Source organism: Nocardioides sp. (assembly GCF_964228225.1).
Lineage (GTDB): Bacteria > Actinomycetota > Actinomycetes > Propionibacteriales > Nocardioidaceae > Nocardioides.
The window spans coordinates 1-22,036 of sequence record NZ_CAXQZB010000010.1; the positions used below are offsets into that span (position 1 = coordinate 1).

General features: G+C 75.0%; 22 protein-coding genes and 1 pseudogene. 8 read left to right on the top strand and 15 right to left on the bottom strand.

Translation table 11 applies throughout. The features are described from left to right. Positions 1–38: 38 nt before the first annotated feature. The 6 genes from ACERUJ_RS02180 to ACERUJ_RS02205 all read right to left on the bottom strand — a co-directional run bounded on the left by ACERUJ_RS02180 (position 39) and on the right by ACERUJ_RS02205 (position 8,471). Entirely contained in the window at positions 39–1,355 is a 1,317-nt protein-coding gene (locus tag ACERUJ_RS02180) for a cytochrome P450 (RefSeq protein ID WP_370246798.1), read from the bottom strand. Between the two features lie 199 nt (positions 1,356–1,554). Then, positions 1,555–2,595 (bottom strand): tRNA (adenosine(37)-N6)-threonylcarbamoyltransferase complex transferase subunit TsaD, encoded by a 1,041-nt coding sequence (tsaD, locus tag ACERUJ_RS02185; RefSeq protein WP_370246799.1) that lies wholly within the window; start codon positions 2,593–2,595, stop codon positions 1,555–1,557. 54 nt (positions 2,596–2,649) lie between these two features. Then, a complete protein-coding gene (locus tag ACERUJ_RS02190; RefSeq protein ID WP_370246800.1) occupies positions 2,650–5,532 on the bottom strand; it encodes an FAD-binding and (Fe-S)-binding domain-containing protein in 2,883 nt (960 codons plus the stop codon). Further along, the gene (locus ACERUJ_RS02195) at positions 5,529–7,121 is read right to left on the bottom strand and encodes a GMC family oxidoreductase (protein ID WP_370246801.1); all 1,593 of its coding nucleotides are present in this window, start codon (positions 7,119–7,121) and stop codon (positions 5,529–5,531) included. Before ACERUJ_RS02195 ends, ACERUJ_RS02190 begins: the two co-directional genes overlap by 4 nt. Next, positions 7,118–7,570: a hypothetical protein gene (locus ACERUJ_RS02200; protein ID WP_370246802.1), complete on the bottom strand. Its 453-nt coding sequence runs from the start codon at positions 7,568–7,570 to the stop codon at positions 7,118–7,120. The genes ACERUJ_RS02195 and ACERUJ_RS02200 overlap by 4 nt, the downstream gene beginning before the upstream one ends. Positions 7,571–7,709: 139 nt before the next feature. Then, positions 7,710–8,471 (bottom strand): IclR family transcriptional regulator, encoded by a 762-nt coding sequence (locus ACERUJ_RS02205; protein ID WP_370246803.1) that lies wholly within the window; start codon positions 8,469–8,471, stop codon positions 7,710–7,712. A 145-nt stretch (positions 8,472–8,616) separates the two neighbouring features. On the opposite strand from ACERUJ_RS02205, the gene ACERUJ_RS02210 reads away from it, so the two are divergent. Beyond that, positions 8,617–8,937 carry a putative quinol monooxygenase gene (locus tag ACERUJ_RS02210; RefSeq protein ID WP_370246804.1) on the top strand — a complete coding sequence of 107 codons (321 nt, stop codon included), beginning with the start codon at positions 8,617–8,619 and terminating at the stop codon, positions 8,935–8,937. 9 nt (positions 8,938–8,946) lie between these two features. On the opposite strand, the gene ACERUJ_RS02215 is transcribed toward ACERUJ_RS02210, so the two are convergent. Beyond that, positions 8,947–9,249: a GNAT family N-acetyltransferase gene (locus ACERUJ_RS02215; RefSeq protein ID WP_370246805.1), complete on the bottom strand. Its 303-nt coding sequence runs from the start codon at positions 9,247–9,249 to the stop codon at positions 8,947–8,949. 57 nt (positions 9,250–9,306) lie between these two features. Between ACERUJ_RS02215 and ACERUJ_RS02220 the strand changes: the two genes are divergently transcribed. Next, the gene (locus tag ACERUJ_RS02220) at positions 9,307–9,588 is read left to right on the top strand and encodes a DUF427 domain-containing protein (RefSeq protein WP_370246806.1); all 282 of its coding nucleotides are present in this window, start codon (positions 9,307–9,309) and stop codon (positions 9,586–9,588) included. A 112-nt stretch (positions 9,589–9,700) separates the two neighbouring features. Here the strand turns inward: ACERUJ_RS02220 and ACERUJ_RS02225 are convergent, their stop codons facing one another. The 3 genes and pseudogenes from ACERUJ_RS02225 to ACERUJ_RS02235 form a co-directional block, all read right to left on the bottom strand. Continuing rightward, complete coding sequence (locus ACERUJ_RS02225) at positions 9,701–10,744, bottom strand: alpha/beta hydrolase (RefSeq protein ID WP_370246807.1); 1,044 nt, start codon at positions 10,742–10,744, stop codon at positions 9,701–9,703. 107 nt (positions 10,745–10,851) lie between these two features. Then, the gene (locus ACERUJ_RS02230; protein WP_370246819.1) at positions 10,852–11,187 is read right to left on the bottom strand and encodes a cation:proton antiporter regulatory subunit; all 336 of its coding nucleotides are present in this window, start codon (positions 11,185–11,187) and stop codon (positions 10,852–10,854) included. Between the two features lie 6 nt (positions 11,188–11,193). After that, a pseudogene (locus ACERUJ_RS02235) lies at positions 11,194–12,054 on the bottom strand (RimK family alpha-L-glutamate ligase); the annotation flags it as partial. Positions 12,055–12,079: 25 nt separating this feature from the next. Here ACERUJ_RS02235 and ACERUJ_RS02240 point away from each other — a divergent pair. After that, complete coding sequence (locus tag ACERUJ_RS02240; protein WP_370246808.1) at positions 12,080–12,640, top strand: ATP-dependent zinc protease; 561 nt, start codon at positions 12,080–12,082, stop codon at positions 12,638–12,640. Then, complete coding sequence (locus tag ACERUJ_RS02245) at positions 12,640–13,596, top strand: succinylglutamate desuccinylase/aspartoacylase family protein (RefSeq protein ID WP_370246809.1); 957 nt, start codon at positions 12,640–12,642, stop codon at positions 13,594–13,596. Before ACERUJ_RS02240 ends, ACERUJ_RS02245 begins: the two co-directional genes overlap by 1 nt. Before the next feature lie 22 nt (positions 13,597–13,618). On the opposite strand, the gene ACERUJ_RS02250 is transcribed toward ACERUJ_RS02245, so the two are convergent. Next, entirely contained in the window at positions 13,619–15,367 is a 1,749-nt protein-coding gene (locus ACERUJ_RS02250) for a sensor histidine kinase (RefSeq protein WP_370246810.1), read from the bottom strand. A 139-nt stretch (positions 15,368–15,506) separates the two neighbouring features. Here ACERUJ_RS02250 and ACERUJ_RS02255 point away from each other — a divergent pair, with 139 nt between their 5' ends. Further along, a complete protein-coding gene (locus ACERUJ_RS02255) occupies positions 15,507–16,463 on the top strand; it encodes a hypothetical protein (RefSeq protein WP_370246811.1) in 957 nt (318 codons plus the stop codon). 3 nt (positions 16,464–16,466) lie between these two features. Here ACERUJ_RS02255 and ACERUJ_RS02260 read toward each other — a convergent pair whose 3' ends face one another. Both ACERUJ_RS02260 and ACERUJ_RS02265 read right to left on the bottom strand, forming a co-directional pair. Next, a complete protein-coding gene (locus tag ACERUJ_RS02260) occupies positions 16,467–16,751 on the bottom strand; it encodes a hypothetical protein (RefSeq protein WP_370246812.1) in 285 nt (94 codons plus the stop codon). Positions 16,752–16,760: 9 nt separating this feature from the next. Next, positions 16,761–17,651, bottom strand: coding sequence for an acyl-CoA thioester hydrolase/BAAT C-terminal domain-containing protein (locus ACERUJ_RS02265; protein ID WP_370246813.1), 891 nt, complete (start codon positions 17,649–17,651; stop codon positions 16,761–16,763). A 97-nt stretch (positions 17,652–17,748) separates the two neighbouring features. Here ACERUJ_RS02265 and ACERUJ_RS02270 point away from each other — a divergent pair, with 97 nt between their 5' ends. Beyond that, a complete protein-coding gene (locus tag ACERUJ_RS02270) occupies positions 17,749–19,287 on the top strand; it encodes a sulfatase (protein WP_370246814.1) in 1,539 nt (512 codons plus the stop codon). Between the two features lie 28 nt (positions 19,288–19,315). On the opposite strand, the gene ACERUJ_RS02275 is transcribed toward ACERUJ_RS02270, so the two are convergent. Further along, positions 19,316–20,155 carry a helix-turn-helix domain-containing protein gene (locus tag ACERUJ_RS02275; RefSeq protein ID WP_370246815.1) on the bottom strand — a complete coding sequence of 280 codons (840 nt, stop codon included), beginning with the start codon at positions 20,153–20,155 and terminating at the stop codon, positions 19,316–19,318. A gap of 89 nt (positions 20,156–20,244) precedes the next feature. Here ACERUJ_RS02275 and ACERUJ_RS02280 point away from each other — a divergent pair, with 89 nt between their 5' ends. Both ACERUJ_RS02280 and ACERUJ_RS02285 read left to right on the top strand, forming a co-directional pair. Next, positions 20,245–21,111: an alpha/beta fold hydrolase gene (locus ACERUJ_RS02280; protein ID WP_370246816.1), complete on the top strand. Its 867-nt coding sequence runs from the start codon at positions 20,245–20,247 to the stop codon at positions 21,109–21,111. Positions 21,112–21,202: 91 nt separating this feature from the next. Then, positions 21,203–21,643: a hypothetical protein gene (locus ACERUJ_RS02285; protein WP_370246817.1), complete on the top strand. Its 441-nt coding sequence runs from the start codon at positions 21,203–21,205 to the stop codon at positions 21,641–21,643. Between the two features lie 35 nt (positions 21,644–21,678). Here the strand turns inward: ACERUJ_RS02285 and ACERUJ_RS02290 are convergent, their stop codons facing one another. After that, on the bottom strand, positions 21,679–21,990 hold the full coding sequence (locus ACERUJ_RS02290; RefSeq protein WP_370246818.1) for a DUF1905 domain-containing protein: 312 nt from the start codon (positions 21,988–21,990) through the stop codon (positions 21,679–21,681). Between the last annotated feature and the right edge of the window lie 46 nt (positions 21,991–22,036).

A 22,036-nucleotide genomic window follows, 5' to 3' on the forward strand; every position in this document is an offset into this window, starting at 1 on the left:
CCCGCGGGGGGGGGCGGCCGTCGTCGTCGGTGGGGGCCTCAGCCCTGCGGCTGCAGCTCCCGCTCCTGGGCCGCGTCGTGCACGCCGTACAGCGCCACCGGCAGCGCCTCGACGCCGTACACGGCCGACAGGGCGCGGAACTCCAGCTCCTCGGGGGCGGCGGTGACGGTGAGGTCGGGGAAGCGCTCGGCCAGGGCGCGCAGCGCCACCCGCAGCTCCATCCGCGCCAGCTCCGCGCCCACGCAGCGGTGCAGGCCGTGACCGAAGGCCATGTGGCGGGTCGGCTCGCGGGTGGGGTCGAAGGTGTCGCCGTCGGGGGTGAGTCGCGGGTCGCGGTTGGCGGCGAGCAGGCTGAACCCGACCGCGCTGCCGGCCTTGATCGGCACGCCCGCGATCTCGAGGTCGCGGCGGGCGAAGCGCAGGAACGCGACCTGCACGACGGTGAGGTGACGCAGCAGCTCCTCGACCACGCGGTCGGCCGCGGCGGCGTCCTCGCGCAGCATCCGGACCGCCTCGGGGTTCTCGGCGAGCACGTAGGCGCCCAGGGCCAGCATCGAGGCGGAGGTCTCGTAGCCACCGAGGAACACGCCGTCGGCGATACCGCCGAGGGTGACGTCGTCGAGGGTGTCGCCGTGCTCGGTGAGCAGCGCGCCGATGAGGCCGTCGCCAGGGTTCTCACGCTGCTCGGCCACCGAGCGGATGAGGAACTCGCGGGTCTGAGCGGCCGCGCCGAAGGCACCGGCACCGCCGCCCGTGAGGTCGAAGCGGGCCACGCCCATCGCGTAGAAGCGCTCCCGGTCCTCGACCGGGAGACCGAGCAGCTCGCAGATCACCTGGAACGGCACGGGGAAGGCGAACTCGGAGACGAGGTCCACCTCGGGGCCGGCGGCGGCCATGGCGTCGAGGCGGTCGTGCACGATGCGCTCGATCGCGGGCTCGAGGCGGGCCAGCCGGCGCATCGTGAACTCGGGGGTCAGGTAGCGGCGCAGCTCGGTGTGCAGCGGCGGGTCGGTCATCCCGAGCCCGCCGATCTGCTCCTCGGCCGAACGGCCCTCCTGGGACACGAACTGGCCGAGGTCGTTGGAGTAGGACTCGCCGTCGGCCAGGGCCTCGCGGACCTCGTCGTAGCCGCTGACCAGCCACACGTCGCGGCCGAACAGGGTGACCAGCTTGCTCACCGGCTCGCGGTCGCGCAGCGCGCCGAGCTCGGTGACGGGGTCGACGCCGACGCGCTGGAAGGGGAGCTTGATGGGTTCGGGGAGGAAGCGCATCTTGCGCAGGTCGAGGCCGTCGCGCATGGTGCGCTCCAGCACGGCCTTCCCGACCCGCGCCTTGAGGGCGCTGAACAACGACATGGGCGTTATTGGAACAGATCCGCCACCGATTGGGTGTGCCCGCCGTCTCAGACGGGGCGTCGCGCGGGCCACGACGCCTCGTGCACGAGGGATCGCCGGGCGGGGGTCAGCCGGGCAGCGAGGCGTCACGAGACGCCCGCACCCGGGCGGCCACCCCTCGCGATGGCGCCCCGGAACACGCGGGAGGATCCCGGGTGGGTCAGCCGGGCAGCTGGGCCAGCTCGAGGGTCACGCCGGAGCGGGCGCCGAGGTCGAGCCGGGAGGGCCGCGCGCCCTCCCGCACCAGCAGGTCCCCGATCGCGGCGATCATCGCGCCGTTGTCGGTGCACAACCGCATCGGGGGCACGCGCAGCTCGATGCCGGCGGCGGCGCAGCGCTCCTCGGCGAGGCTGCGCACCCGGCTGTTCGCGGCGACGCCGCCCACGATCACCAGCGTCTCGACGCCCTCCTGGGCACAGGCCCGCAGCGCCTTGGTGACCACGGTGTCGGCCACGCACTCCTGGAAGGACGCCGCGATGTCGGCGGTGCTGATGCCGGGGTCGCGCGGGGCGGCGACGTAGCGGGCCACCGCCGACTTCAGCCCCGAGAAGGAGAACCCGAGCGCCGGGTCGCGCTGGCCCATCAACGGGCGGGTGAACCGCACCGCCGTCGGGTCGCCCTCGCGGGAGACCCGGTCGATCGAGGGTCCGCCGGGGTAGGGCAGGCCGAGCAGGCGGGCGACCTTGTCGAACGCCTCGCCCGCGGCGTCGTCGAGGGTGTCGGACAGGTGCACGATCGGGGTGCGGACCAGGTCGCGCACGCTCAGCAGGCTGGTGTGCCCGCCGCTGACGATCAGCACGATGCTGCGCTCGGGCAACGGACCGTGCTCGAGGGTGTCGGCGGCGGCGTGGCCGGCGAGGTGGTGCACGCCGTAGAGCGGGACGCCGAGGGCGAGCGCGGCCGCCTTGCCCGCGGCCACGCCGACGTGGAGCGCCGTGGCCAGCCCGGGACCAGCGGTCACGGCGACCGCCCCGACGTCGTGCCAGGCCAGGCCCGCGCGCTCCAGCGCGGTGGCCATCGTGGGCGCCATCGCCTGCACGTGGGCCCGGGCGGCGATCTCGGGCACGACGCCGCCGAACAGCACGTGCTCGTCGATGCTGGAGGCCAGCGCCTCGCCGAGCAGCACGCCGTCCCGCACGAACCCGATGCCGGTCTCGTCGCAGGAGGTCTCGATGCCCATGACCACGGTCATGGGCACCATCCTCCCGCATCCCCTGCCGCACCCCGGATCCGCGGTGGTCGCCGTCGTCGGCGATCAGCGGGGACGGGCCACGCGGTGGAGGACCTCGAGCACGTGCTCGTAGCGGTGGCCGGTGGCGCGGGTGAGGCCGATCTCGCAGGTGCGGTTGCTGCTGAGGTGGGCGTCGACCGGGCCGGCGGCGTGGGCGGCGACGACGTCGGCCGCCTCGGCCGCCGTGGCGGCGGCGGTGAGCCCGGGATGCAGCAGCCCGCGGTCGCCGGCGAAGGCGCAGCAGCCCCAGTCGACCGGCACCACGACGTCCTCGGCGAGCGCGCGGGCCAGGGTCAGCAGGTGCTCGTTGGCGCCGGAGGCCGCGCCCGAGCAGGTGGGGTGCACCACCACGCGCCGCAGCCGACGCCCGATCCGCAGTCGCGGCAGCAGGTCCACGGCGGCCACCTCGACGGCGTCGCGGACGGTCCGGCCGCTGTCGGCGAGGAGCAGGTCGAGCCCCTCGGCGCAGGAGCTGGCCTCGATCACGACCGGGAGGTCGGGGTCGGTGGCGGCCAGGGCGTCGCGCACCCGGCGACCGATGACGGCGTGCCCGTCGGTCAGACCCTTGGACTTCCAGGGGGTGCCGCAGCACAGCGAGCCGAGGTCGGGCGGGGTGAGCAGTCCGTAGCCGGCGAGGGCGGCGAGGCGCTCGAAGGCGGTCGCCGCCCCACCCCCGAACATCGTGCCGACGCACGCCGGCATCCACACCGCACGCGGGGCGGGATCGGCGACGGCGTGGCGGCGCGCGCCCCCCGGTCCCAGGCCCGGGTCGTAGGCCGGGACCTGCTCGTGGGGCAGCACGCGGCGCGCGAGCCGGGTGACGACGACGCCCGCGCCGGGCGCGCGGGTGGCCGCACCGAGGCCGAGCGCGGCCCCGCGGGTGACGACGTCCCACCGCCCCGCCGCGGCGCGCCAGACCCGCTGCTGCACGGGACCGGCCCGCTCGGCGCGGAGGCGACGCACGAGCGCCCCGGTGTCGATCAGCACCGGGCAGGCGGTGGCGCACATGCCGTCGGCGGCACAGGTGTCGACGACGTCGTGGTCGTGGTCCGCGGCCAGCCGTGCGGCGTGGTCCTGGTCGCCGCGGGCGGTGGCGGCCGCGATCTCGCGGCGGGCCACGATCCGCTGCCGCGGGGTGAGGGTGTGGGTGCGCGAGGGGCACACCGGCTCGCAGAAGCCGCACTCCACACAGCGGTCGACCTCCGCCTCCACGGCCACCGTGGTCTTGAGGTCACGCAGCCAGGCCCGGTCGTCGGGAGCACCGGCCCCGGTGCGGGCGGGCAGCACCGAGCCGGGGTGGAGGATGCCGGCGGGGTCCAGCAGCTCCTTGAGCTCGTGCATCACCGCGGTGAGCTCGGCGCCGTACTGGGCCTGCACGAAGGCCGCCATGGCCCGCCCGGTGCCGTGCTCGGCCTTCAGCGTGCCGCCCAGGCCGAGCACGAGGTCGACCATCTCGGTGGTGAAGCGCTCGTAGCGGGCCAGGGTGGTGGCGTCGTCGAAGCGCTCGTCGAGCATGAAGTGCAGGTTGCCGTCGCGGGCGTGCCCGAAGATCACCGAACCCTCGTAGCCGTGGCCGGCGATCAGGTCCAGCAGCCCGGTGCCCAGCGCGCCGAGGCGTTCGACCGGCACCGCGACGTCCTCCAGCAGCGCGCTCGTCCCGGCCGGTCGCGCGCCCGCCACCGCGGAGTACAGGCCCTTGCGGGTGCGCCAGAGCCGGCCGCGCTCGGCGGCGTCGGTGGTGAGAACCGGGGGCCCGAGCAGGGGCAGCCCGGCCACGGCCGCCTCGGCGCGCGCCACGGCGGCGGCCAGTCCGGCGTCGTCGTGGGCCTGGGCCTCCACCAGCAGGGCGGCGTGCTGCCCCACGTCGAGCCGGCGGATCTGGTCGGGACACGCGGGGTCGGCCGCCGCGACGCGCAGCGAGGCGGCGTCGAGCAGCTCGGCGGTGGCCACGCCGCCCGAGAGCACCTGCGGCACCACGGCGGTGGCGGTGGGCAGGTCGGGCAGCACGAGCAGGCCGGTCGCGGCGCGCGGCAGCACCGGCACGGTGCGCATCACCGCCGAGGCGATGAAGCCCAGCGTGCCCTCGCTGCCGATCATCAGCCGGGTGAGCAGCGCGGCCGGGGTGTCGGCGTCGAGGAAGGCCTGCAGTCCGTAGCCCATGGTGTTCTTCAGTCCGGCCAGACGCTGCAGGGTGGCCACCGACGCGGCGTCGTCGCGCACCCGGTCGCGCAGCCGCCGCAGCCCGGCCACGAGTGCGGGCTCGCGGGCGGCGAGCAGGGCGTCGGCGTCCGGCGCGCCGGTGTCGACCACCGTGCCCGAGGGCAGCACCACGACCATCGACTCGATCGTGGCGTAGCTGTTGGCGGCCGTGCCGCACTGCATGCCGGAGGAGTTGTTGGCCAGCACCCCGCCCAGGGTGCAGGCGCCCTCGCTGGCCGGGTCGGGTCCGAGTCGGGTGCGGTGCGGCGCGAGCCGCGCGTTGACCCGGCGCACCGTGACGCCGGGCTGCACGCGCACGCGGGCACCGTCGTCGAGCACCTGCACGCCCTCGAAGCCGGTGCGGACGTCCACCAGGACGCCGTCGCTGAGCGCCTGCCCCGACAGCGACGTGCCGCCGCCGCGGAAGGTCAGCGGCACGCCCAGCCGGGTGCAGGCCGCCATCACGGCCGCGACCTGGCCGGCGTCGCGGGGACGCACCAGGGCCTGCGGGTGCAGCAGGTAGTGGCTGGCGTCGTGGGCGTGGGTGGCGAGCGTCAGCGCCCGCCCGTCCACCTCGGGTCCGGCGGCCCCCCGACCGTCGGCGGCCAGCGCGAGCCGCAACCGCCCGGCCAGCGCGGACTCGACCACCTCGGGCGAGGGGTCGGCCGGCCGGCCGAGCGGCAGCGGCGACGGGATCGTCGTGGTCACAGATCTCCTGCGGCGAAGCGGGACGCGATGTGCTCAGCCTGCCGGATCGCCAGTGCCACGATCGTCAGGGTCGGGTTGGCCGCCGCGCCCGTGGTCATCACCGACCCGTCGCTGACGAACAGTCCCGGCACGTCGTGCGCCTCGCCGTGGGCGTTGACGACGCCGTCCTCGGGCCGGGCGCTCATCCGCGCCGTGCCGAGGTTGTGGGTGGCCGGGTAGGGCGGGGTGTGATGGATGCCGAGCGCCCCCACGGCCTCGTAGAGCAGGTCGGCGCGCTGGTAGCCGTGCTCGCGCAGGGCGACGTCGTTGGGGTGGTCGGCGAAGTTCACGTTCGGCACCGGCAGGCCCCACTGGTCGGTGGCGTCGGTGTTGAGCGTGACCCGGTTCGACTCCTGGGGCAGGTCCTCGCCCACGATCCACAGGCCCGCGGTGTGCGAGTAGGCGTCGAGGATCTCGGTGAACTCCCGACCCCACGCGCCGGGGTCGGCGAAGGCCGCCAGGAAGGCGGGGCCGAGCGAGAGGGTCTCCAGGTAGTAGCCGCCCACGAAGCCGCGGGAGGTGTCCAGGCGCGCCTCGTCGGCCACGATGCCGGCCATGGTCTCGCCGCGGTACATGCGCACCGGCTGGTCGAAGCGGGCGTACACGGTGCCGGTGGTGTGGCGCATGTAGTTGCGGCCCAGCTGGCCCGAGGAGTTGGCGAGCCCGTCGGGGTGCAGTGCCGAGGCGCTCATCAGCAGCAGCCGGGGGGTCTCGATCGAGTTGCCCGCCACGCAGACGACGCGGGCGGCCTGGCGGTGCAGGTTGCCCTCGGCGTCGAGGTAGTGCACGCCGTTCGCCCGGCCGCGGGCGTCGTGGGTCACCTGCACGGCGTGGGCGCGGGCGCGCAGGTCGCACCTGCCGGTCTCGAGGGCGCGCGGGATCTCACGCACCGCGGTGCTCCACTTGGAGGTGTTCTTGTCGCCCTGGAAGTTGAAGCCGTCCTGGATGCTCGCCGGACGACCGTCGTAGGGCTCGGCGTTGGTGCCGTAGGGGCCGGTGGCGTAGTGGAGGTACCCCACGCGCCGGGCGCCCTCGGCCAGCACCTTGTAGTTGTTGTTGGCCGGCAGCGGCGGGCGACCGTGGCGGTGGGTGGAGCCGATCGCCTTCTCGGCCAGGTCGTAGTACGGCGCGAGCTCCTCCAGCGTGATCGGCCAGTCGAGCAGGTTCGCGCCCTCCACGTCGCCGTAGTAGGTGCGGGTCCTGAACTCGTACTCGCGGAAGCGCGGGGTGGCGCCGCTCCAGTGGGTGGTCGACCCGCCCACGGCCTTGACGATCCACGCCGGGAGGTGCGGGAAGTCCTTGCTGACGCGGTAGCCGCCGGAGGTCGTGCGGTGGTCGAGCCAGGCCATCTGCTGGAAGGCGGCCCACTCGTCGTTCTCGTAGTCGTCGGGTCGCAGGTAGGGGCCGGCCTCGAGCACCACGCACGGGATGCCGCGCCGGGTGAGCTCGTAGGCCACGGTGCCCCCGCCGGCCCCGGAGCCGATGATCACCACGGCCTCGGTGTCGAGGTCGATGGGGGTGCCGAACCGGTCGCCGCTCGGGTGCGTCATCGCCGGCTCCCCTCGGTGGCGGGACGGTCGTGCTCGGCGACCTCCACGATCCGCTCCGGCCCGTCGTACTCCTCGATGCGCGGGTCGGGCAGCCAGTCGAGGTCGTCGAACCCGCGGTGGAGGTAGCCGCCCCGGTCGAAGCTGGGCCCCTCGTAGCCGAGCAGGTCCCACACCTCGTGGTCGTCGTAGAGGACCGGCACCGTCAGGGCCCGGACGTGCACGAAGAACTCGGCGTCCGCGATCTCGCGCAGCTGCTTCTCCGCCGCCGCCGGGTCGTCGTCCAGGTCGAGGCTGGCCAGGCCCTGCTCGAGCGCGAGCCGGCGCCACACGTCGTCGGCGACGGCGTCGAGGATCTTCTGGGCGGTGCGCTCGTACGGACCGTCGGGGAAGGAGGGGTGCGGGTACGCCGCACGCAGGAGCCGCACGAGGGCGGCCTTGAGGTCGGTCATCGGTGGTGCCTCCCAGGGGTCTGACCGGGGTGCCGGTGCTGACGGGCTTGTGACGCCGATCACGCTAGGCACGCCGCAGCCCCGGTTCCCAGGACCGTTCTCGCCCGGCGAGAACGGTCCTGATCGGGCCGTGACCGGCTCAGGTCCGGCGCGCCTCGGCCCGGTGGTAGAGCCGGCTGATGCGGGCCGCGGTGGCGCGCAGCGCGGCCTCGACCTCGGCGCGGCCGTGCGCCAGGTGAGCGTCGGGGGCGGAGATCGCCACCGAGCCCACGAGCGTGCCGCCGGCCGAGCGGACGGCGGCGGCCGCGCAGGTGGCGCCGGCCTGGAACTCGCCGAACTCCCAGGCGATGCCGCGGCGCGCGACGGCGTCGAGCTGGGTGGACAGCTCGGCGTGGGAGGTGATCGTGCCCGGCCCGTAGCGCGGCATCGGCTCGGGGTCGAGGTGCTGGGCCCGCTCCTGGGGCGTCATGGCGGCCAAGAGGATCTTGCCGAGCGCGGTGGCGTGGGCGGCCTCGTGGAACCCGAACTCCAGCGGAGGGAGCCGGGGGTGGGCCGGGGAGTCGGCGGTGAAGACGACCACGATCTGCGCGCCGCGGTGCACCGCCAGGTAGGCCGCGACCCGCAGGTGCTGGTGCAGCGCGGTGACCTCGGCCCGGACCTCGCGGGAGACCCCGATCTGCTCGTGGAGCGAGACCCCGAGCGCGTGGAGCTTGTAGCCGAGCTCGAAGCGCTGCTCCTCGCGGATGTGCACGAGGTAGTCGCCGTCGAGCAGCTCGCGCACGAGCCGGTAGACGGTGGGCAGCGGCAGGCCGGTGTCGGCGGCGAGCTCGCGGGCGGTGGCGCCGCCGCGGGCCGCGACGGCCTCGAGCAGGTCGAGGGTGCGTGTGACGGAGCCCACCATGTCCCCGAGTCTAGGAACCCGTGGCGTCCCGCGGGCCACCTCCAGGGACGCAGCCCACGCCGCCCGCGGCGCCGGGTTGCCCCGGTTATCGCCGGCTGAGAACGGGAGGTGGTGCCGCGCCCCCGCCGCTGGCAGGGTCGGCAGCATGATCCTGATCATCGTGAAGTGGAAGGTGAAGCCCGAGCACGCCGACGCGTGGCCGGAGCTGACCAGGGAATTCACCGAGGGCACGCGCGCGGAGCCGGGCAATCGGTTCTTCGAGTGGTCGCGCTCGCTGGAGGACCCGAACGAGTACCTGCTCATCGAGGCCTTCGACGACGACGCCGCGGTGGCGCACGTGACCTCCGAGCACTTCAAGAAGGCCCAGGCCGAGCTGCCGCAGTACGTCAGCGAGACCCCGGAGATCCGCAACCTGCAGGGCCAGCCCGACGCCTGGGACCGGCTCGGGGAGTTCGAGGTCTCCTGACCCCCCGCCTCAGACCGAGGCGACCAGGTCGGCGTAGTCGGGGTTCTTCTCGATGAACCGGGCGACGGCCGGGCACTGCGGCACGACGCGGAGCCCGGCCGCCCGGGTGGCGTCCAGCGCCTCGCGGATGAGGGGCTTGGACAGCCCGCGGCCCTCGAAGTCGGGGAACACCTCGGTGTGCGGGAACACCCGCACCCCGGCGTCGGCCGGGTGGGGGTGGTACTCGGTGAAGCCGGCCAGCTCGCCGTCCACCAGCACGTCGAAGCGGGCCTGCTCGGGGTTCTCGCGCACCTGGATGGTCTGATCGGTCACCCCGCCAGCCTCGCACGGGTGAGGTCGCGCCCGCAGCCCCCGATCTAGCGTGGGCCCATGCGCGCGATCTGGAACGGCCACGTCATCGCCGAGTCCGACGACACCGTCGTCGTGGAGGGCAACCACTACTTCCCGGCCTCGTCCCTGGACGAGTCGGTGCTGCGCCCCTCGCAGACCCACACCGTCTGCGGCTGGAAGGGCACCGCCAGCTACTACTCCCTCGAGGTCGACGGGAAGACCAACCCCGACGCCGTCTGGTACTACCCCGAGCCCAAGCCCGCCGCCGCGGAGATCACCGACCGCGTGGCGTTCTGGAAGGGCGTCGAGGTCACCGACTGACCTCCCTGCCCGCGGCGCTCGCCGGGGTTACGTCGCAACTAGCGAAATGTGCAGGGACCGCGGTGGCTACCGCGGTCCCTGGTGCACATGTCGCTAGTTGCGACGGGAGACCTCAGGGCGCGAGGTTCAGGGAGTCGAGGTAGCGCGAGACCGCACGGCGCACGGCCGGGGCCTGCTTCTCCAGGACCAGGGCGTTGCCGGCGCCGGGGACGAGGCGACGGGTGACGGTCTCGCTCGAGCGGACCGCGCCCCAGCCGGTGGCGCGGGCGTCGCGGCTGCCGCGCATCACGAGCACCGGCACGTCGACGGTGGTGTCGGTGAGCGAGGCGTTGAGCAGGGCGCCGGCCAGGCTGGTGACGTCGCCACAGGGGGTCGCGTTGCGGCGGGCGGTGGCGGCGCGCACGACCGGGGCGGGGGCGCTGGCGAACAGCAGCCGGTCGTAGGCGGCGGGGGTGGCGCCGAAGGGGGCGAAGGTGCGCCCGGACAGGCACACGCCGGCCTGGTCGCGCAGGGCGTCGAGCGCGAGCCGGGTCGGGCTCGTGGTGGCGGGGCTGAGCAGCACCAGGCCGGCGGTGTCGGAGAACTGCGCGGCCTCGAGCTGGGCGATGGTGGCGCCGGTGCCGTGACCGTGCACGACCACCTGGGAGGCGTGCGGCAGGTCGGGGCCACCGTTCACGGGGTCGTACTTGCCGCCGTAGAGGTGCTGCACGACCTGGTGGAGCATGTGCACCTGCGCGCCGAGGCAGGTGTCGTTGCCGTCGGCGAGCCGGCTGGCGTCGTAGCCGAGGCGGTCGAGCACCAGCACGGTGCGACCCTGGCGCGCCAGCGCCGAGGCGTAGTCGTAGCGGGCGGCGCCGCGCAGGTTCCAGAACCAGGCGCCGGTGCCGGCGTCGTGCACCAGGACGTTGATCGTGATCGAGCCGCTGTCGCCGCGCACCGTGCGGGTCGGCCCGATCAGCCGACCCCGCACCCGGTAGTCGCGCTCGTCGGCGTCGCACAGCACTCCGCCGCGGCTGGAGTTGACGAGGTCGAAGACGACCTCGCGGGTGGTGATGCCGGCCTCGGCGGGGGCCGCCTGAGCGCTCGTGCCGGCCAGGCTCGGCACGACGAGGAGGGGAAGGACCATCGCGAGGGCGGTGGCGAGAGTACGGCGCATGCTGTTGAACGTACGTCAACAGGACGTGTTGCGTACAGACTGTACGTATGTGAGCCTCCGCACAGGGCGGACCCACCCGCGGGGGTGGCGGGCGGGGCCCGCCGCCCTCAGGACGGCGTGACGACGTCGTGGATCGGCTCGGCCGGCAGCCGCTTGACCTTGCGCGTGCGACGGCGACGGCCCGGGATCATCGAGCGCATCTCCTCCAGCTTGCCGAAGCACAGCAGCCGGTCGCCGGCCTCCAGCACGTGCCCGCGCTTGGGGTTGGGCACCACGAGCGTGCCGCGCTGCAGCGTGAGCACGGTGATGTCGCGCTCGCGCAGCCCCGACTCGCCCAGCGTCGTGCCCACGAGGTCGGCCGAGGCCTGCACCAGGATCTCGGCGACGCCGTAGCCGGTGGAGACGGTGAGCCGCTGGCGCACGTCGATCTCGGGGAAGGCCACCTGGTTGTCGATGTAGTCGATGATCGCGCCGGCGACGTCGAGGTTGGTGGCGGTCTCGATGCCCTCCAGGCCCGGGGAGGAGTTGACCTCCATCACCAGCGGGCCGTCCTCCCCCTCGAGCATGTCGACGCCGGCCACGCGCAGGCCCATGATCTGGGCCGCCCGCACGGCCGCCTTCTCGAAGGCCGGGTCGAGGTCGACCGGCTCGACGGTGCCGCCGCGGTGCACGTTGGAGCGGAACTCGTCGCCGCGGGCCACCCGGCGCATCGCCGCGACGACGCGGTCGCCCACCACCAGCGCCCGGATGTCGCGCCCCCGCGACTCCTTCACGAACCGCTGGATCAGCACCTGCTGGCGCGTGCTCTGCAGGGTCTCGATGATCGCCTCGGCGACCTTCAGCTCGGGGGCCAGGATCACCCCGATGCCCTGGGTGCCCTCGAGCAGCTTGATGACCACCGGCGCCCCGCCCACCCGCTCGATCGCGGGGATCACGTCGGCCCGGTTGCGCACGAACGTCGTGGCCGGCATCCCGATCTGGTGGCGGGAGAGGATCTGGGTGGCGCGCAGCTTGTCGCGCGAGTTCGTGATCCCCCACGAGGTGTTGGGGGTGTAGACGTCCATCTGCTCGAACTGGCGCACCACCGCGGTGCCGAAGTAGGTGATCGAGTTGCCGATGCGCGGCAGGACCGCGTCGTAGTGCGAGAGCGGCTTGCCGCGGAACTGCAGGTCGGGCTCGTCCCCGGTGAGGTCGATGGCGAAGCGCAGGGTGTTGAGCACCTTGACCTGGTGGCCGCGGTCCAGCGCGGCCGTGCGCAGGCGCTGCGTACTGTACGACCGGGGTGCGCGGGACAGGATCGCGAGCTTCATGGGTTTCCCGAGGATCGGAGGATCGGTGACCGAGCAGGGCACGACACCGCAGACCCCTCCTTCCTACACCCCGCCCGCCCGGACCCCGACCGCGGCGCCCGGACGGGCCGGTGGACCCGACGCCGTGCCCCTGGTGGCGGGTTGGCGGGAGTGGATCGGGCTGCCCGACGCCGACCTGCGCTGGCTCAAGGCCAAGCTCGACACCGGGGCCCGCACGAGCGCGATCCACGCGATCGATCCCGAGGTCCTCACCCGACCGGACGGCACCACCTGGGTGCGGTTCGGCGTGCACCCCTGGCAGGGCAGCGACGACGACGCCGTCGTGCTGGAGCGGGAGGTGGTCGACCGTCGGGTCGTGCGCTCCTCCTCGGGGCACGACGAGGAGCGCTACGTCGTGATGCTCGACGTCGTGCTCCTCGGCCGCCGGGTGCCGGCCGAGGTCACCCTCAGCCGCCGCGACCAGATGGGCTTCCGGATGCTCGTGGGCCGCGAGGCGCTGCGCCAGGGCTTCCTCGTCGACGCCGCGGCGTCCTACCTCGGCGGCCGGCCGCCGCTCTCGGTCCGACGTCGCAACCGGGGCCGCTGATGCCCCGCCCCTCCTTCGAGATCGGTCCGGTGCGGGTGCGTCCGGGCCGCCACCACGCGCTGTCGCTGCCGATCACCCGGCTGGTCACCGGCGCCGAGGTGGACCTCCCGGTGCGGGTGGTGCACGGTCGCGAGGACGGCCCGACGGTGTGGATCAACGCCGCCATCCACGGTGACGAGGCCGTCGGGGTGGAGATCATCCGGCAGGTGCTGGCCGACCTCGACCCCAAGGCGCTGCGGGGCACGCTCATCGCGGTGCCGATCGTCAACGTGCTCGGCTTCATGACCGGCAGCCGCTACCTGCCCGACCGCCGCGACCTCAACCGCACCTTCCCGGGCTCGGCGCGCGGCTCGCTCGGCGCCCGGATCGCGGACCTGATGATGACCGAGGTCGTGGCCAAGTGCGAGGTCGGCATCGACCTCCACACCGGCTCGGACCGGCGCACCAACCTGCCGCAGATCCGCGCCGACCTCGACGACGCCCGCACTCGCGCACTCGCCGCCGCGTTCGGGGCTCCGGTGATGCTGCACGCGCGGCTGCGCGACGGCTCGCTGCGCTCCGCCGCGCGCGAGCAGGGGGCGCTGGTGCTGCTCTACGAGGCCGGCGAGGCCTGGCGGATGGACCGCTGGGCGATCGAGGCGGGCGTGGTCGGGGTACGGCGCGTGCTGGCCCACCTCGGCATGGTCGAGGCCGTCGAGCCGCCGCCGGCGACCCCGAGCCTGGCGTCGTGGCGCAGCGGCTGGGTGCGCGCCCGCGGCACCGGGATGCTGCACCTGGAGGCCCAGCTGGGCCAGCACGTGCGCGAGGGCGAACGGCTCGGCGGGCTCTTCGACTCCTTCGGCAAGCGCGTGCGCCTGGTGCACGCCGACCGCGACGGGGTGGTGATCGGGCGCACCGAGGCGCCGCTGGTCAACGCCGGCGACGCCGTCGTGCACCTCGCCGAGGTCGAGGCCTGAGCCGCGACCGCCACCGGGAGCCTCAGTCGTCGGCGGCCTCGGGCAGGTCGATGAGGAACTCGCTGCCCTGCCCGGGCTCGGAGCGCACCGAGATGCTGCCGCCCAGGCGCCGCACGATGCGGTCGACGATCGCGAGCCCGAGACCCGACCCGGCCTCGGCGCGGGCGGCCGGGTCGCCGGAGCGGTAGAACTCCTCGAAGAGCCGCTCGAGGTCGGCGGCCGCGATGCCGATGCCGGTGTCGCGCACCGAGAGCTCCACGCGACGGGCGCGGCGGGTGACCTGCACCGCCACCGTGCCGCCGACCGGGGTGTACTTCACGGCGTTGCTCACGAGGTTGCTCAGGACCCGTTCGAGGTCCTCCAGGTGCGCCACGACGCGCAGCGGATGGTCGGGCACCTCCAGGCGCAGGTCCTGCCCCTTGGCCGCCGCGGCGTCGGCCGACCAGTCGACGGCCGTGCGCGCGACCTCGACCAGGTCCAGCGGCACCCCCGGCGCCCGGTCGGTGGACTCGGCCGCGGACAGCCCGAGCAGGTCGTGGACCAGCCGGGACAGCCGCTGGGTGCTGCGCTCCATCGCCGCCAGCCGCTCGGCCAGGAAGTCCAGGTCGAGCGGCCCCGGGTCGAGCTCGTCGTGGAGCAGCTCGACGTTGCCGCTGATCGCCGCGATGGGGCTCTGCAGCTCGTGGGTGATGATCGCGAGCAGCTGCCGCTTGGCGGTGGCGGTGGCGCGCTCGGCGTCGAAGACCCCGGCGGTGCGCAGCGCCAGGCCGAGGTCGTGCCCGAGCTCGCGGGCGGCGTCCTGCTCGAGGTCGGTCCAGTCCACCGACCCGCGGCGCCGGGTGAGCGCCATCAGTCCGAGCAGCGTCTCGCCCACGCCGAGGGGCACGAGCAGCACCCGATGACTGTCCGACACCCGCAGCCAGGCCGTGAGCGCGTCGTGGTCGGGCAGGTCCAGGGCGTCCTCGACCCGCGGGTAGTCGCCGTGCACGAGCACGCGGGCGTCGGCCCACAGCTGGCGGGCCACCCGCCGGGCGAGCTCGAAGGGCAGCAGCCCCGGATCGGCCGGATCGGCCTCGGCACCGGGCTCGCCCGGTCGGGCCAGCACGGTGTGCCGTGAGCGCAGGTCCACCAGCCAGATCGCCTCGGCCGCGAGCGCCTCGGCCATCACCGGTCCGCAGGCGGCCAGCAGGGCGGTCGTGCCCTGCTCGGCGTCGGCGCTGCGGATCACGGCCCGCGACCGCTCGGCGAGGTCGATCTGCCGGGTGGCGCGCTGGCGCTCGTCGATCTCCAGCAGCTGGCCCGAGGCCCCCTGCACCTGCTCGATCAGGCGACGCCGCTCCGCCGCGCCCGGACGTCGTCCGTCGTGCGGGGCGTCGAAGGCGACGTAGCCGCGCACCGCGCCGGCGTCGTCGTTGAGCAGGACGAAGAGGAAGTCCTCGGGGTGCCAGGCGTCCGCGACCTTCAGCTTCTCGATGGCGGGCAGCCAGTCGAGGGCGCCGCCGCTCTGGCGCTCGGCGGGCACGAAGCACAGGGGTCCCTCGACGTCGGCGAGCGCGAGCTCCTCCGCCAGTCCCGCGGCCTCGAGGTGGTGGCCGACCATGACGCCGCGGGCCTCGTCGTCGCCCACGAGCTCGACGAACTCGTAGTCGCCGTGGGCGCGCAGCAGGGCGAGCAGCACGATGCGGAAACCCGTGGCCGAGGCGATGTCGTCGAGGATGCGCAGCACCCGCGGGTCGCCGGCCTCGACCGCACCGGACTCGGGGTCGGTCACGGCACCTCCGGTCGGGGCGGTCGGGGAACGGGTCGATGGGCGGTGGCCGCCCCGCCCACCCTAGCCACCGGTCCCCGCGCCGTGCTCGTACTTCCGGGCGAGGTCGGAACCCCGACCCGGCGGGGGTCGTCGGAGCCCCATGACGTCCTCTCGGGTCCACCTCGTCCGCGCCGTCCTCCTGCTGACGCTGGGCCTGCTCGCCCCGCTGACCGGCTGCGGGGAGCCGAGCGTGTGCTGCCCTCCGACGGAGGGGGAGGTGGTGCGCACGGCCGGACCGGTGCTCGACCCCGCGGGCAGTGCACGGCGGGCGGACCACCTGGCCGTGCCGTGCGACGTCGGGGTGTGCGTCTGGGGCGGGGGCTCCTACCGCGGCGCCGTGGCGGGGCGCGGGCCGGCGCTGTGGCTCGACGACGGCGGCCGGCGCCTGCTCACCGCCGAGGACGACGCCGTGGTGCTGCACCGGGGCCCCGCACTGAGGTCCCGGACGCGGTGGCCGCTCCCGGCCGGGGCCGTCGCGCTCGCCACCGTGCCCCGCGGCGGCGTCGACACGCCCGAGTCGGTCGTCGCGGTCCTCGCCGACGGGCGGGTGCTCGTCCTGGACCCCGGCGACGGCCGCGTGGTGGGGCGGCCCGCGGTGCGGGTGAGCGACCCGAGCGGGCCCGACGGTCTCAGCGTCGACCCGACCGGCCGCTTCCTGGCGCTGGGCTCCACGACGGGCAGTGCCACCGTGGTCGACCTCGCCGGTGACAGCCGACCACGGCGGATCGGCGACGCTCCCACGCCGTCCGTCTCCTGGCTGGCAGGGTCGGGCCCCGGCGGGCTCCGACTCGCCACGGCCGGGGAGTCGGGGGTGGACGTGTGGGACGTCGCCGACGGAGGCCGCACGGCCTCCTGGCCCGGCCCGACCGAGGCCGGCGCGCCCCCGGCGATCCTGGCCGTCACCGCGCGGCGGCAGGACGCGGGCGTCGTGCCCACGCTGACGACGTCGGAGGTGGTGCTGCGCCCCGCGTCGGGCGCCGTGGTGTGGGTGTGGGACCCCGACAGCGACACGACGTGGAGCGTGCGCACCGGGGTGTTCGCCCCCATCGGAGAGTGACGATCAGCCCGGCGGGCTCGGAGCAGGGGCCGAGGGCGTGATCAGGCCGGGCACGCGGGTGTCGGGCGGGTCACGGCGGTCGTCGCGCTGGCGACCCTGCTCGGCGGCGTAGAGGCTGTAGAGCAGCGCGATCGCCATCGCCACCGCGGCGAGGGGCACCACCCAGACCACGGTCGGGATGCGCGGGCGCAGCCGCATCCGCTGCACCTCGGCGAGCATCTCCCGGCGACGCGCCTCCCGCTCGTCGGCGCTCAGGGGCACCGGGCGCGGCTGCTCGGGATCGACCACCCGGCCACGCTATCCCTCCCGCGCACCCCCGTCGGGAGGGGCGCCGAGCACGAGGCGCTGCAGGGCGGGCCAGGCCGCGGCCCCCAGGCGACGGTCGGCCACCGGGGTGCCGCCCCGGGCCATCCGCTGCCCCGCGACCACCTCCGGCTCGCCCGGGAGGACCGCCCGGTGACCGGCCTCGGCGAGGTGCAGGTGCGTGGTCGGCAGGCCGGCCCCGCGGCGGCGCAGGACCAGCTGCTCGGCGTGCTCGGTCGCGGGCCACACCCGGTCGTCGCCGCCGGTGACGAGCAGCAGCTCGGGCACGTCGGCGGGCAGCCGCGCCGCCGCGACGGCGTCCTCGGTCGCCCGACGCCGCGAGCAGCGGTACAGGTCGGTGTATGAGGGCGGGTCGTCGACCGGGGTCCAGGTCTCGTCGAAGGCGAGGAACGGCAGCGGGCGCCCGCCGAGGGTCCAGTGCGAGGTCTGCGTCCCGTCCTCGCGCACGCCGGCCCACACGACGTCGGAGGGCGCGAAGGCCGCCACCCCCGCCACGGCACCGGTGCCGGCGTGACGGGCGACGAGCAGCGCCAGCTCGGTGCCGAAGGAGGTCGCGACGACGACCGTGCGGGCGTGCGCCCGCGCGAGGTCCGCCACCCGGGCGAGCACGGGCTCGAGCGGCACCTCCACCGGAGCGGCCGGCTGGCCGGGGCCTCCGAACCAGCGCAGTGTCTCGGCGGTGACGCCGAGCTCGGCGAGCACCCGGGCGCGGTCGACGTCGACCCGCCCGCTGGACCCCGCCAGCACCAGCGCCGCCGTCGTCGGCCGGGATCCCACGGGTTCCCAGCGCACGATCTCGGGCAGCCCGGGTGCGGCGGTACGGCGTGCCTCCACCGACGGGGGTGCGCCCGAGCGTCGGATCATGTCCCCCAGTCGATCACACGCCGGGCGCCGGGGTCGCGACACGCGGGGACCCGGTCCGTTTGACATGTATCTCTAGTGAGTCACTAATGTTTGGTGGATGGACCTTCCCCTCCGTCGCACCACCACGCGCGCACTCTGCGTGCTCGCGATCCTCGCCTCGCTGCTGCTGACCGCCGGTCGCTCGGCCACCGCACCTCCGCGCGACGACGCCCGCGCGGCGTCCGCCCGGGGCGCCGACGGCCGCGCGCCGGCGCTGCAGCGCGACGGCCGACGTCCCAACGTGGTGACGTTCCTCGTGGACGACATGCGCGCCGACGAGCTGGCCTGGATGCCGCGCACCCGCGCACTGCTGGCCGAGCGGGGCCTCACCTTCACCCGCGGCATCTCGCCCCACCCGCTGTGCTGCCCCGCCCGGGCGGAGCTGCTCACGGGGCAGTACGCCCAGAACAACGGCGTGCACTCCAACGACGGGCGCGACGGCGGCTACCAGGCGCTCGACCCGCGCGAGACGCTGCCGGTGTGGGCGCAGCGGGCCGGCTACCGCACCGCGTTCGTGGGCAAGTACCTCAACGAGTACGAGGCCGCCGGCACCCGCGACCCCGGCTGGGACGTCTTCTCACCGCTCCTCGCGCCGGTCTACGACTACCGCACCTCGTACTTCCGCGGGGAGCGCGGCGACGCCGGGTACGTCACCGACGCCATCACCGAGCGCGGGGTCGCGGCGATCACCGACTTCGCCCGCGGCCGCCGGCCGTTCCTGGTGATGCTCAACCACCTCGCCCCCCACGACGCGATCACCCCCACCGGCGTGACCCCGCCGATCCCCGCGCGCCGCCACCGCGGGCTGTACCGCGGGGCGACCGCGCCGGTGCTGCGCGACGCCGCGTTCAACGAGCGCCGCCTCGGCGACAAGCCGGCCCCGCTCGACACCCTGCGACGGGTGCGCCCCGGGGTGGTGCAGCACCTGTTCCTCCAGCGGATCCGCTCGCTGGCGGCGGTGGACGAGTCGGTCGGCGCCGTCGTCGACGCGCTGCGGCGCACCGGGGAGCTCGACGACACCTGGATCGTGTTCACCTCCGACAACGGCTACGGCCTGGGCGTGCACCGGTTCCGCTCCAAGAACGTGCTCTACGACGAGGTGCTGCGGGTGCCGCTGCTGATCGCCGGGCCCGGCATCCCGGCGTCGCTGCGCGGCACCCGGACCGACCGGCTGGTCTCGCTGGTGGACCTGCCGGCCACGATCGTCGACCTCATCGGCGCCCGGCCCCGCGGCCACCGCCTCGACGGCATCAGCACCGCCGACCTGTGGCAGGACCCGCCGACCGGCGACGACGACGCCGGGTGGCGCGACCTCACCCTGGTGCAGACCGCGGTGGAGACCTCCGCCGAGCGGCCCGGGGGCTGGACCTGGCGCGGCGTGCTCGGCGACCGCTACCTCTACGGCCACGACCCGGCCGTGCCGGGCCGGGAGTTCCTCTACGACCACGCCGTGGACCCCGACGAGCTGCGCAACGTCGTGGACGACCCCCGCTACGCCACCGTGCGGCGCGTGCTGCGCGAGCAGCTGCAGCGGCTGGAGACGTGCGCGGGCCGCCGCTGCAACCCCGACGTCGAGGTGCCGCCGCCGGCGTGGTGACGGCGCTCCCCCACCTCGCGCGCGGTCCTCAGACGCGGCCGACCAACGCCCGGCAGGCCTGCGCGGTGGCGTCGTCGGCCGGGAACCACGACTCGACCCGCAGGTCCTGCAGCGCCACGGCCTGGGGTGCCTGCAGCACGGTCATCATCAGCACGAACGACCACACCGGCCCGGAGGGATCGGGACGCAGGCGCAGCTCGAGGGTGGGATCCGCGGGTCTCCCCAGGTCGGGGCGGTCCGCGGCCCCGCTCGCGAGCCAGCCGTGGGAGACGACGTCGTCGAGCAGGTCGCGCAGCAGGTCGTTGTCGGGGTCGTCGAGCAGCTCGCGCTGGATCCGGGTGACGAGCTCGGCCGCGACCTCGGGATGGTTCACCACGACCCGGCCCCCGACGGCCGGGTCCAGCAGCAGCCGCGCGAGGTTCGGACCCGGTCCGCCCGGCGGCGGCGTCCCCGCGGGCTCGGCGGGTGGGAGCAGCAGGCCCAGCAGGGCCGTGGCGCCGTCGTTGGCCTCCAACAGCCGGTAGCCGCGGTCGACGACCAGCAGCGGGTAGGGGTCGTGGTGCTGCTTCATCAGGTCCAGGGCGGCCCGCACCGCGACCGGGAGCCCGGCCTCCGGGCCCGGCTCGGGATAGCGGGGCGGGTGACCGGCGGCGCGCAGCATCGCGTTGACCTGCCGCAGCGGCACGTCGAGCACCGCGGCGAGCCGCAGCACCATCGCCTCGCTCGGAAGCGAGCGGCCGGTCTCGAGGAAGCTGACGTGGCGGCTCGACACCCCGCTCACACCGGCGAGGTCGAGCTGGCTCAGCCCCCGCCGGGTGCGCCAGTGGCGCAGCAGCGCGGCGAACAGCTCCTCCCGTGGCTCCGGCACAGCGGCGACGCTAGCGCCGCCACCGGGCCTGCGGCACCTACCTCCCGACGTCATTGCCCGCGCCCGGACCGCCGCCCAGGCTGGGTCGCATGAGTCCCGCCGACCTCCTGCGTCGTCCCCCCGACCGGATCGTCGACGTCGCCCACGGCGGCGTGGCCGTGCGCTCGTTCGGCACCGGCCCCGACGTGCTGCTCGTGCACGGCTGGCCGCTCACCGGGGCGACCTGGCGGCACCTGCTGCCCCACCTGGTCCCGCACGTGCGCTGCCACGTGATCGACCTGGTCGGGGCCGGCGACAGCCGCTTCGACCGCACCTCCCGCATCGACCTCGACACCCACGCCGCGTCGCTGCCGACCGTGCTCGACGCCCTCGGGCTGACAGCGCCCGGCAGCGTGGCGGTGGTGGCCCACGACAGCGGCGGCCTGATGGCCCGCCTCGGCCTGGCCGACGACCCGCGGGTCCGGGCGTGGGGGCTGATCGACACCGAGCAGCCGCCGGCGCCGTCGCTGCGGTTCCGGATGTTCGTCGCGATCCGCTGGGTGCCGCGCTTCGAGGGGCCGCTGTCGCGGGCGGTGACGACGCCGGCGCTGCGCCGTCATCCGCTGCTGCTCGGCGGGGCCTTCCGGGACCGCTCGCTGCTCGACGGCGAGTTCGCCGACCTGTTCCTCCAGCCCTTCCGCACCGACCCCGAGAAGCGCTGGGCGATGGGGCAGTTCGCCCGCAACTTCGACGTCGGCGCCTTCGCGCGGCTGGTCGACGTGCACGCGCGGATGACCGCGCCGGTGCGGCTGGTGTGGGGCGCGCACGACCCATTCTTCCCCGTGGCGCGGGCGCGGGCGATGCTCGCCGGCTTCGGCGGCCCGGCCTCCCTGGAGGTGATCGAGGACGGGGCGCTGCTCGTGCACGAGGAGCGGCCCGCCGAGGTCGCCGCCGCCCTGCTGCCCGTGATCGGCTGACTCCTCCCCAGCCCGATCGCGGGGCGCATGATCGGCGGCCGACCGGGGCAGGGTGCCCCCCGCCGTCCTCCGCCTCTTCTCGGGAGCCACCATGTCACTGCCCCTCACCCCGCACCGGCCGCACCGGCACCGCGCCGTGCCGTCGACCCTCGCCGCCGTCGTCCTGGCCGGCCTCGCCGCCGCCTGCTCGCCCTCCGCCGACGACATCGCCGAGGAGATGCGCGGCCCGGTGGGCGATCACACCGGGAACTGGACCGAGGACCAGCTGCGGGCCGCGGCGGGGAAGTTCGGCGACGACATCGCCGGCGTCGACCTCGCCACCGACGGCTCGGGCGGCACGGTGTACTTCGAGACCGGCGGCCACGACGACGGCGACCGCAAGGGTTCCACGAAGGTCGGCGACAAGCGCCGCACCACCTACTACGACGACTACGAGGTCGAGTGCGTCGCCATCACCGTCGACGGCACCGACCTGACCGAGCGCAGCTTCGACCTCAGCGACGACGACCCGGTCTCCTGCACCGACGGCTGAGACCGGCGCCACCGGGCTCAGCGGCATCAGCGGCCTCAGCGGGCCGCGGCGCCCACCCGCATCGCGACCTCGACGACGTCGCCCAGCTCGATCGACTCGGCCCGGCGCACCGCCGCCTTGACCGGCAGCAGGTAGGTGCCGTCCTTGGGGAACAGCGAGGTGCGCCACGTCGTCGCCCCGGTCGTGGCCAGCGCGGGGATCGCGCCCCAGCCGTAGGTGAGCAGCGCGGCGGCGTCCTCGATGGCCGCCGCAGGGGCGTCGGGCAGCTCCACGAAGTAGAACGGCGCCGGCCCGCGCCACTCGATCACCGGGCCCGCGAACTCCAGGTCCAGGGTCAGCTCCGCCATCCCCGGAGTCTGCCGCGCATACCGCGACCGCGGCACCGCGGCCCAC

Coding starts and splice junctions, on each gene's coding strand:
- ACERUJ_RS02225 (WP_370246807.1), bottom strand. CDS start 10,744: ATGCGCCGTACTCTCGCCACCGCCCTCGCGATGGTCCTTCCCCTCCTC.
- ACERUJ_RS02290 (WP_370246818.1), bottom strand. CDS start 21,990: ATGGCGGAGCTGACCCTGGACCTGGAGTTCGCGGGCCCGGTGATCGAG.
- tsaD (WP_370246799.1), bottom strand. CDS start 2,595: ATGGTGCCCATGACCGTGGTCATGGGCATCGAGACCTCCTGCGACGAG.
- ACERUJ_RS02200 (WP_370246802.1), bottom strand. CDS start 7,570: ATGACCGACCTCAAGGCCGCCCTCGTGCGGCTCCTGCGTGCGGCGTAC.
- ACERUJ_RS02195 (WP_370246801.1), bottom strand. CDS start 7,121: ATGACGCACCCGAGCGGCGACCGGTTCGGCACCCCCATCGACCTCGAC.
- ACERUJ_RS02210 (WP_370246804.1), top strand. CDS start 8,617: ATGATCCTGATCATCGTGAAGTGGAAGGTGAAGCCCGAGCACGCCGAC.
- ACERUJ_RS02265 (WP_370246813.1), bottom strand. CDS start 17,651: ATGATCCGACGCTCGGGCGCACCCCCGTCGGTGGAGGCACGCCGTACC.
- ACERUJ_RS02270 (WP_370246814.1), top strand. CDS start 17,749: ATGGACCTTCCCCTCCGTCGCACCACCACGCGCGCACTCTGCGTGCTC.
- ACERUJ_RS02280 (WP_370246816.1), top strand. CDS start 20,245: ATGAGTCCCGCCGACCTCCTGCGTCGTCCCCCCGACCGGATCGTCGAC.
- ACERUJ_RS02180 (WP_370246798.1), bottom strand. CDS start 1,355: ATGTCGTTGTTCAGCGCCCTCAAGGCGCGGGTCGGGAAGGCCGTGCTG.
- ACERUJ_RS02285 (WP_370246817.1), top strand. CDS start 21,203: ATGTCACTGCCCCTCACCCCGCACCGGCCGCACCGGCACCGCGCCGTG.
- ACERUJ_RS02255 (WP_370246811.1), top strand. CDS start 15,507: ATGACGTCCTCTCGGGTCCACCTCGTCCGCGCCGTCCTCCTGCTGACG.
- ACERUJ_RS02220 (WP_370246806.1), top strand. CDS start 9,307: ATGCGCGCGATCTGGAACGGCCACGTCATCGCCGAGTCCGACGACACC.
- ACERUJ_RS02205 (WP_370246803.1), bottom strand. CDS start 8,471: ATGGTGGGCTCCGTCACACGCACCCTCGACCTGCTCGAGGCCGTCGCG.
- ACERUJ_RS02245 (WP_370246809.1), top strand. CDS start 12,640: ATGCCCCGCCCCTCCTTCGAGATCGGTCCGGTGCGGGTGCGTCCGGGC.